Origin of the sequence: Planktothrix sp. (assembly GCF_046067725.1) — a bacterium.
Taxonomy (GTDB): Bacteria; Cyanobacteriota; Cyanobacteriia; order Cyanobacteriales; family Microcoleaceae; genus Planktothrix.
Map to the genome: position 1 here is coordinate 23,047 of NZ_JBJUDF010000191.1, position 11,743 is coordinate 34,789.

The following is an 11,743-nucleotide window of genomic DNA, read 5'->3' on the forward strand; positions in this document are numbered from 1 at the left end:
AATTCCAAAAAATTTTATTAATTTTTATAATATATTTTTAAAACCAGCTTGTAAGTTTATCGAAATTATAGTAAAATCCAGAAGAAATCTTGTGAGTTGGAGATCAGGGTTAATGTTAATCCTAAATCGAGATCAATATCGTCCCTCTGAAGAAGAAATAGAAGAAATGTGGGACGAATTGGACGTGGTATCAGTGCCTTTTAAAGATCCGGCTATTAATGTGATGTTAGAAGAGTTAAGAAAAGTCCATCTGAATGGAGGTGCAGAATTTGCCGGGTTTCAGTTGTCTCCCCACTTAGTCTTAGAGTGGTTTGGTTCCCGAAATTTACTCAATGAAATTAATTTTTTTGAACAATTTGTCACCTTACCTCCGGTGATGGAAAGTTTATCAGCTTTAGAAATTGAAACTCCCTTAACAACATCTTTAGATTTAACAGAAGATACCAGTGCCTTTACCTTAGATGGAGAATTAGCAGAAATTTTAGTCTTGGGGGGTGCCTATGAAAAATTTAAAGGAACTGCCAAACAAGCCAAAACTTTAGGAACGAAATTTTGCGACGCCTTATTTCAAGATCGCTATGATGAAATTCAGATGTATATTACTCAAGAACCCTGGACAGAGTGGTTTGCTGATGTTGCCTGGGATGTGACTTGGTTTGGAGTTGATAAGCGAAACTATCAAATCTGGCTATTATGTATTACAGATACGGATTATTGATCAATGACCCATTGAATCATCTGTGAAACGAACATTCCCTTGAACCCGTGATCAAAAAAAATGGTTACAATTTTCCAAAAAGACGCTACAAAAAAAGTAACAATCATTCAGTAGAATTCAAGGTACTATACCAACATAGTATGAATTGGACATTGAACAATTCATAAAAAACGCTTGTGCAACCCCCTGGAATTGACCTAAATTCAAGGTGAAGCCTCAATTTCAGAGCATTAATACCGCATTAACGGTATTATTGTTCAGCGACACCTAAGATTTTAGAATGTCCCCCTGTATGGATAGGGTGAGTGGCTACGACAGATTAGGTTAAAAAGACCGTCCCTTGAATCTGTCTATATGGGGATTACAGTTTCTCCTTCTCTTAACTATGATAAGCTTCAGAGTTAGATTTGAGTCCTGTTTCTGGATCTGATTCTTGCCCAAATCTTGATCAAGGATTGTGAACAATGGAATTTCTCCAAGCCGTAATCTGAATCGTCCTCGGACTGATGGGGTGAATGGACTTTGGGAAGATTCTAAGCCTCTGACAACAGAAGCGAGATCAACATTTAGGGTGGAAACCCGAACTTCCCCCTAAATCAATTGAGATCAAAACACTCAGAGGATAGGAAACAGAGGAGTTTCTGTTTCTATCCTAAAATCAGCCCTGAATTTGGGTAAAAAAAGATTACATTTTTCAAAGCTTATGCTATATTTAGGATCGAGGAAGTTGCTTTAATCAGCATCGACCATCTATGCAAAGGAAAAACGTTCAGGTGGGAAAGCGTTAACACCCTAGAATTAGAACAATTTAAGAGGTATTATGAGCCAAAAGGTTATACACCCGATGGATAAGTTTCAACGTCAGGTGCATTCCCTGGTCAAGTCTAACATTATCAAACCTTCCGATAGTCTGTGGAAAATTGCCCTTCTCTATGGCGATGAATGGAAATTTTGGAAACAGGAATTGTTGGAATTTGGTTTCTCCATGCAAGATCCCATCAGCGAGTTATTAGCCGTTGAAGCATGGGATGAAGACGAAGAGTAGAAACCGATTGTTCAAAACCTTCTCGAATTTCGGTCGATCTTTTACTCAATGACGAATTCACCCTTTAACCCTCTACTGTTTTAAGTTTTGTATTTCTCTTTATAAGCAGTTAGTTCATTGCCCTTTCCCCTTCCTTTGCGTTATGATTCCTCACCCTTTGATCAATTTAGGCAATGAGCTAAAGCTTGAGATAAATCTACGGCTGTTGGATATCGATCTTTCGGTCGGTATTCAGTCGCTCGTTCAATAACTTTTCGCAGTTGAGGGGTAATAGTAGGAACAGAATCAAGGTTAAAACCATGACTATTCCCCTGTTTCCCCAAAAATTTAAGGGGGCTTTCGGCTGTTAGTAAAAAAATTAACGTTGTACCGATCGCATACAAATCCGATTGAGTCAGGGGCTTTCCTCGATCTTGCTCTGGAGCGCTGTATCCTTCGGCACCAATTCGGGTTCCGGGTGGTGTTCCGATTTCCTTAACGGCTCCAAAGTCTAAGACCACAATCCGTTGATCTCGGCGTCGTAACAGCAAATTGGCAGGTTTGATATCTCGGTGGATCAAAGGTGGAACCAGTGAGTGAATATAGTTCAACACCTCACAGGTTTGCATCATCCACTGAATGGCTTGTTGGGGAATCACTGGCCCCCGTTGATGGATGTAATGTTCGAGATCCGTGCCATGGATCATTTCCATCACTAAATATTTTTTACCTTCTTCTACAAAAAAGTCGTAAAACTGGGGAATCCCTGGATGGTTTAAGGCTTTGAGGGTACGAGCTTCTCGTTCAAATAATTCTTGAGCTTTGGCAATTTGTGCCATATCTGTATTCATTTCTTTGAGAACAACGACCACAGGTACAGCAGATTTAGCCGTTGTAGAGTCCCAGGCTAAAGTTGTTGTTCCCATCCCCCCCCGTCCAATGGTTCTCAATACTTGATACTGTCGGATGGTACGTTCAACCTGAATCGGAAATCCGCAATGAATACAAAATAAATTTCCCGTCCCATTTCCTTCATGATTGCAGGGAGGGGAAGGGTTAGCAATGGAAATTACCGTCGCTTGCAGTTTCACTTGTAATAACGGGCCATTTTTAGCTAATTCAATGCAAGCTCCATCTGCCACTAACCCTTGAGTGGTAAGTATGCCATTGACAAAAGTTCCGTTACTACCCTTACTGATCAATAACCAAGGGGAACTTTGGGCCTCATCATGAGGTGGATGTAATTCCAGATGATAGCGGGACACTAACGGATCAACAATCACAACCTGATTATCGGGGGCCCGTCCAATACGGATAGGGGTTTGCTCTGCAAATGTCCATTGTTGTAAGGGGGTGTTTTGTGGCGCGTTTAACCATCTTAGAGTTAACATGGGTTTCGGTTGGCGGTTAAGAGTTAACGGTGGGTGCGTCCTGTTTAGGAATGTTCCTCGGATTAAACCCAAGCTCGAATTACAATAGCCGTAATATTATCGTGACCATTATATTGATTAGCCAGAGCAATTAAATTGTCCGTTGCTGTGGCTAAATCCGTTTCAGGATTGAGTAAGGAATCAAGTTGCGTTTCACGAAAAGTTTCTAATAAATTATGATCCGTGAGACCATCGGATGCCAGAATTAAAACCGTATCTTCCTCCATCTCTAAATATTGAATATCCGGGTGAATAAATTGTGCTTCTCTAGGGCCTAATGCTTGAGTTAATTGATAGGCATCGTGACGAGAATAAGCAAGTTCTGGGTCAATTCCCCGTTGAATTTCTCGTTGTCCAACTTCATGATCCAGGGTAATTTGTTGTAAGCCGTGTTGACGAGTTAAACGATATAAGCGACTATCTCCTACATGGGCAACAGCAACTTGATGATTCACCACCACCGCCATAACTAAGGTTGTTCCCATACGACCACTACCGGAACGCACTCCTTTTTGATTCTCGTTATAAATCGCTTCATTCGCTTTTAAAATTGCCTCGTGTAGAATTTCTTCTGTGGGTAATTCCTCAAAAGACTGAGTTTGGAAATAATGTTTTAATGTATCAACGGCCATTTGACTCGCCACTTCTCCGCTTGCGTGTCCTCCCATGCCATCACAAAGAATATATAAACCCCAAACGGAGTGGATTTTTTCTTGGGGAGTTTCTTCAATTTTAATCCGAGTTTCCATGCCAAAACAGTCTTCATTATGATCCCGTTGACGTCCGACATCCGTGCGTCCAACCGCTTCGATTTGGATTAACTTTTCGCCGAGAATTAGGGTAGGAGACTGATTAATACTCGGTTGAGATTCTGGGATAAAACTTGCTTGTAGATCAGGACAATTAATTTCATCCAAAACCCCGGTTAATGCCTTTTGTAGTTCCTCAACAGTTTGGATCTTTCCTTCCATTAAATCTCGCAAAATTTCTGTTAAGGAACCCACTAACGTGCGTTGGGATTTTTGAAATAATTCATGCCATAATTGCCCTAAATCGGATAAATTGAAGATAGAATTGGGCGAATCAAAATACAGTTTTTGTAAACACAACTGTTTAGAATTTTGATCCAAAATGCGTAAATTTTCAAGTTCTAATAAACTTTGGCGACATCCCCAAGGTGCTAAGATTTCCCAAAGTTGAACTAAATCTCCTAACCAATAAACAATTTGTTGAGGGAGAGTATCTCGATGACTCCAAACTTCCGAAAGTTGTGGAAAATCCGAAAAATTTTCGAGTAAAATAATATTATAAAATTCCGATTTCCAAGCATCTTGTAATCGGGGAAAATAGCTAGGAGTTTGGGACGCTAAGGCAAAATAAGGTTGCGCCGCCGGAATAATAAACGCTTCAACTTCAGCATCTGAAGGTGTGGAGGTGCTTTCTTGTAATGCTTTTAAGGGAGAAATCTGCAACGGTTGAGTATCTAACACTTTGACGGTGACGGTTTCCCCCGGTTTTAAGGCTGGGAGGAGGTCTAAAAGTTGATAACGGTCTTGCAGGTCTAAATAAGCTCCCACAGGCTGTTCTAAGGGTTCTGGTGGGCTTTGTTGAGGAAAACTGAGTACATCTTCAGGGGGAATCGTAATTGATTCTAAGTCAGTTTCGGAAAAAATTTCTTCTAAGGGTTGAGTTTGAAATTCCTGTGGGTCTGACTCCGAGGTGTCAGAGGTGGCTGGGGGTTCGGTATCAATCCGATCTAAACTCGATTCAGAGGAACTGTCTGAGGATGTACTTGCTCCCTGTAAATGGTCGTTATTAAAGGATGGGGTGGTGTCGTGCGATGAAGCAGTCGTGAACAACCCACGAGAAATCACAGCTAGATAAAGAGTTCCGGTGACTGTTCCACAGTTATGACATTCTACGACATTAAACGGAACCGTTGTTCCACATTCATGACAATATTTCTGGGTCAAAGAACTACCACAGCGTTGACAAAACTTATTGAAATTGGGATTTTCAAAATGACACTGTGGACAAACAACCATTGTGGCTAACTTGCTCATGAACTCATTCTAGCATACTTTATAATCAGTTGATTAAAGACGAGAGAGTAGAAATTGTTAAAAATCCCGAAACTTTAGGGAGAGAAGTTAGCGATGATGTTAGAAGTTGATCGCCAAGTTTCTTTAGCTTTTTATCAGCGCTTACAAAAGGTTGTTCCGATTTTGGAGATCAAAGTTTTTGGTTCAAGGGCGCGGGGTGATGCAACGAATGAGTCGGATTTAGATGTTTTTATTTCTGGGATTGATGACTATATAAAAGTTAAGTTTTATTCTTGATTTTGATGGGTTATATCGGTAAGGGCAAGGCGGGACACAAGCCCCTACAGGAAATTAGATAGAATAGCAATTTTTAAAAGGTTTCATTTCTGATCAATTGAATAGCCATAGATTCTAAGGTTGATATTGGAACTTGATAAAAATATTGTCGCCGAAATTGTTCTTCTTGAACCATTGTTAAGAACCTTTTAATTAATGGGGACAAGGTTTCAGAGGAATTCAAATCTGATGAATGCTGCCAACTGATATAAAAAGCATAATCTCGATATTCAATTTTAAATCCTAAGCATTTTAAAGCATCAAAACCTACTTTTAAAGGAATATCTCCAATATGCAGTGCCGATCTTAATTGTTGACGAGTGACAGGTTCATGGGTACGGCTCAGATATTTCGCAATTCCAATTAAATCTTGCCACGTTTTTTCCGGGGGTAATAATTGAGGTAAAGTATAAGCGATCGCTAAGGATTGTTTTTGAGCATAAGCGCGTCGAAACCAAGCGTTTAATTCTTCCCAACAAGTCGGACAATCTTTGAGGATTAATGGAGTTTGTAGCGGAGAATTTACCCCTTCCGTACCAGGATCATCTAAATTTTGATAACGATAATCTAAAATTAAGTTATCGACTAAATGAATGGAGGAGATGGACGTTTTAGTCTCCGCAGAACGTAATTCTAATAAACGAATTTCATATTGTTTTTTAAAAGTATTAAAATCTAATTCTACAATAATATCACAGCGTTCCTCTGGTAATTCATCTTGATAATGTCCCCACCAAACCCCCGGAAATCCTGTTGAGGTAGACTCATCCCACAGTTCAAAGGTGGTTTTAATATATTCAACTTTTTGCCCTCGAAGATCTTTTTCTTTCGTATTCCAAGTATTAGTAAACCAACAATTTTGAATTAAAAGTTTAGGAACCGGATTTCCCATTCCACAGGGTTCTAAAAGTTTTAATTCTTGAAATAAATCCCCTCCTAATTCAGCCACAGTACACACTAAATCCACTAAAATCCTTCGTTGCCCAATTTCTTCTAAATTTGATTCTAATTTTTCTCGCATTTCGCGATTAATCGCATCAGTAAATATCGGTATATTTTCGACGGGTAAACTTAACCCAGCGGCAAAAGGATGACCCCCAAATCGATCTAAAAGGTGAGCTTGGCTTTTAACTAATTCATAGAGATCAATTTGATTCACAGAACGTGCAGAACCTCTGGCTAATTTTAAATCTGAATGATGGCTGAATTCTTCCTGATACGCTGATAAATTAATGGTTCCTTCAGTGGTTAATAAAATGGTCGGTCTTCCGTAGGTTTGCGCCACTTGACCCGCCACTAAACCTAAAACGCCTCCTGGCCATTGAGCATCGGATAAGACAATAACTTGGGTGGTTGATAAATCTATTTTTCTTAATTTCGCCATCACATCACGGGTAACATCTTGTTGTAATGCTTTGCGGCGAGTATTAGCTAATTCAGTTTCTAAAGCGAGTTTTTGACAGCGTTTTTGATCGCGACTGGTTAACAGTTCAACACAAAATTTAGCATCGCCATAAATGCGGCTTACCGCATTAATTCTAGGGCCAAGACCAAAGGAAATATCAGTGGGGCGATCGCCCGTTCGTTTACATAATTCTAACAGTTTAGCTACCCCTGGGCGTGTAGGTTTCTTTAATTGTTGTTGTAATTTTTCAATTCCTAATTGTGCTAAATATCGACAATCTCCTTTCAGTTGAACTAAATCTGCAATTAAACCAATGGCGACTAAATCTAATAAATCTTCTAAAGGACGTTGAGGAATATCTGGTAAGGTCTGATAGAATGCTTCGATTAATTTATAAGCAACAGCCACCCCTGATAAATGATATAAAGGATGTTCTGGGGATAAATAACGCGGATTGATAATGGCAATAACAGGGGGTCTTTCTTCGAGGAGGGTATGATGATCTGTCACTATAATATCAATCCCGAATTGATTAGCATATTCAATTTCTTTTAAGTTTGTACTTCCCGTATCACAGGTAACAATTAACTGACATCCTTGTTGATATAATTCTTCAATTCCATGACAATTTAAACCATGAGATTCTGTTAAACGATTGGGGATATAATAAGATAATTGCTGATTTTCTGGGTTAAAAAATTGTCCTAATCCATCCCATAATACAGCCGTTGCCGTAATCCCATCGGCATCAAAATCTCCCCAAATAACAACCTTTTCTTGGCGATTTCGAGCTAAAACTAATCGATCAATGGCTCGTTCCATTTCTAGTCCAAATTCAAAAGGACTGCCAGGTTGATAATAGTTAGAATTTAAAAAACCGACTAATTTTTGAGGAGAATTAATATCCCTAGCCAGTAATAATTGAGCAATATATTGTCCTGAAATTTTAGGGGCGTACTCTTGAATGAGGGGAATGATCCACTCAGGAAGGTCGAATTGAGGTTGGGTTTGCCACATAAATTAAGGAATTTTAACTTCTTGAATTTGATCAATATTATATAGATTCTCTGAATCAATAAGTTCATTAACCGAAAGTTCATCAGGAACCCGTTGACAACGGATAGCAAATTGGCAAGATTTACAATATCCTTGCTCAAGATCAACTTGAGGAAAAGGTTGACCTTGTTGATAAAGGTTTAAATCATGATGAAATTGATCAATAAGTTGGGTTAAATCTTCGTAAGTTTTTTGATGTTGTTGTTGAGTATAGGGAAAATATAAAGATTGAGGCGGTTGTTTTTGAGGCGATTTAACAAACCAATAGGTCATGGAAACTTGTTCGGGTAAATATTGACTGGTTTCAACTAAAACATAAAGATATAATCGAGTTTGCCAATTTTGTTCTAAAAGATGGCGATTTTGGGGACGAGGGTAGGTTTTCCAATCAAAAATTTGTGCTTGTTGTTTTTCAGCTTTAATTAAATCATAAACAACCACTAATAAATCATCTTTAAAATTTAAAATTCGATCATGTTCGGCTTGTCTAAAGATCGAGTTTGAAGCGTCAGCATTTAACGTCAAAATATCCGATGCAACCTTGATAAATTCAGTATAACAGCGTTTTAATTCTGTATCTTCATTGAGTAACACCTCCACAGGTAATCCTAACTCATGTTGCTGCATCAACAGGTGAAATTGATTTCCCCAAGCGATGCGTTCTTCATCATCTGGAGAGACGGGGGAAACCAATTGATCTAAATAAGTATATTGAAACTTACGGGGACACAACGACAATAAATTTAAGTGTTGTTGAGAGAGTCTAAATCGAGTCATGGCGATTTTATCAACAAATTAATCTATCCTGAATTATCCCCTGAAATGGATTAAAACCATTGTGATAATTCCTCCTAAAACCATTGTACCGAGTCCATAGATTAAGTAATTGGGTTGAGTTTGGGAGTTAGAAAGAGGCGGAAGCAGGGTTCCTTGATAAAAATGAATCGCAATATCATCTGTAAAGGCTGGTAATTGAACCTCTGTTTTCCCTTGTCTAACTTCAAGTTTAGAACTAGAAATAACACCTTGATCCGGTTTAAACAGATCGACTTGATACCTTCCATCGGTTAACAATAAATTTTTCAAGGAGATGGTTTGTTCAGGAAAGTTAATCTCTTGTTTTCCAGTTTTTGAAGATAAATAAGCGATCGCTTCTTGGGGAGAAGACAAAACATAACGATGGGATTCGATTTCAGCGTTTAATTCTCCATTAAACCATAAATTCGGATAATCGGTTAAACGGTTCCAAAACTCTCGTAAAACTAAAGCATCTTGTTCAAAGGGGTTCCATCCATTGGGATTATAATTATGATCATATCCTGGTTTTTGTTGTTTAATTCTCGGTTTAATATAGAGATCCATCTGTTGACATTTTGCCATCATAAATTTCCACATATATTTGCGAGTGGGAATTCTGAATTTAGGTTCGCGATAGCCATATTTAGTCTCATTATCGTCCCAGGATTCTTGAGGAATATAAGGTTTTTTATATTGAATTCGCCAATTTTTAGCTTGTTCAAAGCTATGATCTTTTCCATAAATCAGCAAATCAAAATAAGGACGGCTAAAAATCCAATCTCTTTCAGAACGACTTAACCCCCCTGTATCCATTGCTAAAATAATCTGTTTTTGCGGTTGTAGTTCGCGGAAGCGATCACGAACTGTTGTTGACATTTCATCAATCCAAGGCTTAACTTTTCCCCAATCTTCATGATTTTCAGCAATTTCATGAACTAAATCATAATAAACATTATCTAAATCTGCGGTGACTTCAACTAATTTTCGGAACCAAGCTTTTTGAACCTGAATTAATTCCGTTTCGTTATCGGCAACAGACTGATAAAATTTTAAACGATTATCTTCTAAGTGATCAGTGAAGCTATTGATATTATTATTAGGATTAAAAAAATGCCCGCCCCAATCTTTTTCATTATCATTCATTTGCCAACCATTCATCATTAACAAATGAATAATAATTCCCTTTGATTGTAAATATTCAACTTGTTCTCGAAACCGTTTCCAATAAGCGTCATTAAATTGAGTTAAATCAAACTGTCGGCTTCCTGGTTTTGTTTCTTGATAGGGAAATAACACATTTTTGAGAGAACCGCCATTATCTTCAGTAAATTTTTCAATATATTTCCAGCTAAAAGGCGGATAAGCTCTTAAATGATTCATCCCATGTTTAGCAGCCCAATCTGCCCATTGTTTATAATTATAGGCATCAGGAGCCGCATAAAAAATAAAATCTGAGAGTCCTCCAAAGGATAATAATGGTTTTCCCTGATAGGTAAAATAAACGGCTTCTGTCCCGACTTTTTCTAATTTTAATCCTGGGGTTTTACTTTGAGGTTGTTGGGTTTGGGCTAAGGTTTGGGGGGTAAGATTTAGTGCAGCCCATTGTACATTAGGACTCCATAGAATGATTTCCAAAGTTAAATAAAACAAGAGTAAAAATTTAAAGACAAAAACCAATTTTTTTTTCATGATTTTCCTTTTAATTTATTTGGAAGAACAACTCTCAAAACTGCACCGAGTCAACCGTTTCCGGTTAGAAGCGACAAAGGTATAAATTTTGGGCCCTACGCTGGAAGATCCCGGAAAATAAAGTAGGATTAATAACGGCCATAGGGGAGGTAAATAGCGCACAATTTCGCGGAATGCAAAAAAGCCTTTTCGCACCGATCCATTGGGTAAAATTAGGTGCATTTCTGCTAAACAAGCATCTAAAGAAAGATCAGGATGAGTCTTTTGAATACTCGTCCATTCTTCTTCAACCGGAGTATAATTTAACCGTTGAAACCAATCAAAATAACACAACACCGTCATCGAACGAATGCACAAAGGACATAGACCATCGTAGAGAATTTCCGGTTTAGGAAATTGAGAAGAATTCTGTTGACGACGAGTGAAGGTTTGAATCAACTTAGTCCAAGGAATAAACACACAATATAACACCATCAATCCAAAAAATGGTGCTCGTTGTGCTAAATAAATTCCTGTATGAAATGCAATTCCTGATGGAATATAGACCCAAACTAACTGGGGAAAAATGACCGCTAAAAAGAATGTTCCTTCAAAAATAACTGCAATCCAAGCAAACACGACTCCGACAATGTAGAATTGACCTAACCAAACTCCGAGATCGCTTCCCCAGCGTAAACCATCCCGGGTTAAGTAATATTGGAGAGTATATCCATTCATCCAATCTGTACCCAAAAATCCATCACCGTAAGCTAATTTGTGCAAGGCTGCGGATAAATAAATGATCACAATCAACCACTGAACGGTTAATAATGACCATCGAGCTAATTCACTTTCTTTGTTTAATATATTAAAGGGTGTAAATCGTTGTTTTTTGATATGGGTTCGCAGTTTCCTCAAAAGATGATCTAAGGAGAGAACACCACCCGCAGGACTTAAAGCTAATAGAAATAGTGTAATGAGTAGTAAAGCGTAGGGATGGTGATGTGATCCAAAAGAGTAAATATAACACTGGATGAACAAACTCCCAATGGCAAAAACCATTAAACTTAGATTGGTTTTAAATCCAATTAAAGCCGTAATTCCAGAGATAAAACTTAATGCAAAAATTAAGGATAAATACCAATTGGGAGGAACTTGTTCCCATCCCCAAGGAAAGGTTAACCACTTCACCGGATTTAAGGGATTGTAATTTAAAGCAGCAACCTCTCCTCTTTTTAACATGGCTCCGTAATAATCTCTAACGAT

At 38.2% G+C, this 11,743-nt stretch carries 10 protein-coding genes; 4 read left to right on the forward strand and 6 right to left on the reverse strand.

Features of this window, described 5'->3' with window-relative positions; genetic code table 11:
- The first annotated feature begins 112 nt into the window (after nt 1-112).
- From ACKPEB_RS11870 to ACKPEB_RS11880, 3 genes are all read left to right on the forward strand, one after another.
- Nucleotides 113-718: a hypothetical protein gene (locus ACKPEB_RS11870; protein ID WP_408967589.1), complete on the forward strand. Its 606-nt coding sequence runs from the start codon at nt 113-115 to the stop codon at nt 716-718.
- A gap of 457 nt (nt 719-1,175) precedes the next feature.
- Entirely contained in the window at nt 1,176-1,313 is a 138-nt protein-coding gene (locus ACKPEB_RS11875) for a hypothetical protein (protein WP_408965105.1), read from the forward strand.
- Nucleotides 1,314-1,538: 225 nt separating this feature from the next.
- Nucleotides 1,539-1,763: a DUF4327 family protein gene (locus ACKPEB_RS11880; protein WP_408965106.1), complete on the forward strand. Its 225-nt coding sequence runs from the start codon at nt 1,539-1,541 to the stop codon at nt 1,761-1,763.
- Nucleotides 1,764-1,924: 161 nt separating this feature from the next.
- On the opposite strand, the gene ACKPEB_RS11885 is transcribed toward ACKPEB_RS11880, so the two are convergent.
- Nucleotides 1,925-3,133 carry a protein kinase domain-containing protein gene (locus tag ACKPEB_RS11885; protein WP_408965107.1) on the reverse strand — a complete coding sequence of 403 codons (1,209 nt, stop codon included), beginning with the start codon at nt 3,131-3,133 and terminating at the stop codon, nt 1,925-1,927.
- Between the two features lie 62 nt (nt 3,134-3,195).
- Complete coding sequence (locus ACKPEB_RS11890) at nt 3,196-5,235, reverse strand: serine/threonine phosphatase (RefSeq protein ID WP_408967590.1); 2,040 nt, start codon at nt 5,233-5,235, stop codon at nt 3,196-3,198.
- Between the two features lie 93 nt (nt 5,236-5,328).
- On the opposite strand from ACKPEB_RS11890, the gene ACKPEB_RS11895 reads away from it, so the two are divergent.
- Nucleotides 5,329-5,511: a nucleotidyltransferase domain-containing protein gene (locus tag ACKPEB_RS11895; protein WP_408965109.1), complete on the forward strand. Its 183-nt coding sequence runs from the start codon at nt 5,329-5,331 to the stop codon at nt 5,509-5,511.
- 73 nt (nt 5,512-5,584) lie between these two features.
- On the opposite strand, the gene recJ is transcribed toward ACKPEB_RS11895, so the two are convergent.
- The 4 genes from recJ to ACKPEB_RS11915 all read right to left on the reverse strand — a co-directional run.
- Nucleotides 5,585-7,972: a single-stranded-DNA-specific exonuclease RecJ gene (gene recJ / locus ACKPEB_RS11900; protein WP_408965110.1), complete on the reverse strand. Its 2,388-nt coding sequence runs from the start codon at nt 7,970-7,972 to the stop codon at nt 5,585-5,587.
- 3 nt (nt 7,973-7,975) lie between these two features.
- Nucleotides 7,976-8,788, reverse strand: coding sequence for a PD-(D/E)XK nuclease family protein (locus tag ACKPEB_RS11905; protein ID WP_408965111.1), 813 nt, complete (start codon nt 8,786-8,788; stop codon nt 7,976-7,978).
- A gap of 33 nt (nt 8,789-8,821) precedes the next feature.
- Entirely contained in the window at nt 8,822-10,498 is a 1,677-nt protein-coding gene (locus tag ACKPEB_RS11910) for a hypothetical protein (protein ID WP_408965112.1), read from the reverse strand.
- A gap of 15 nt (nt 10,499-10,513) precedes the next feature.
- A partial coding sequence (locus ACKPEB_RS11915; RefSeq protein WP_408965113.1) for a DCC1-like thiol-disulfide oxidoreductase family protein occupies nt 10,514-11,743 on the reverse strand: 1,230 nt, incomplete at its 5' end.

Excerpts from the sequence above, each read along its gene's own strand:
- ACKPEB_RS11870 (WP_408967589.1), top strand. The coding sequence starts at position 113 with ATGTTAATCCTAAATCGAGATCAATATCGTCCCTCTGAAGAAGAAATA.
- ACKPEB_RS11880 (WP_408965106.1), top strand. The coding sequence starts at position 1,539 with ATGAGCCAAAAGGTTATACACCCGATGGATAAGTTTCAACGTCAGGTG.
- ACKPEB_RS11885 (WP_408965107.1), bottom strand. The coding sequence starts at position 3,133 with ATGTTAACTCTAAGATGGTTAAACGCGCCACAAAACACCCCCTTACAA.
- ACKPEB_RS11890 (WP_408967590.1), bottom strand. The coding sequence starts at position 5,235 with ATGAGCAAGTTAGCCACAATGGTTGTTTGTCCACAGTGTCATTTTGAA.
- ACKPEB_RS11895 (WP_408965109.1), top strand. The coding sequence starts at position 5,329 with ATGATGTTAGAAGTTGATCGCCAAGTTTCTTTAGCTTTTTATCAGCGC.
- recJ (WP_408965110.1), bottom strand. The coding sequence starts at position 7,972 with ATGTGGCAAACCCAACCTCAATTCGACCTTCCTGAGTGGATCATTCCC.
- ACKPEB_RS11905 (WP_408965111.1), bottom strand. The coding sequence starts at position 8,788 with ATGACTCGATTTAGACTCTCTCAACAACACTTAAATTTATTGTCGTTG.
- ACKPEB_RS11910 (WP_408965112.1), bottom strand. The coding sequence starts at position 10,498 with ATGAAAAAAAAATTGGTTTTTGTCTTTAAATTTTTACTCTTGTTTTAT.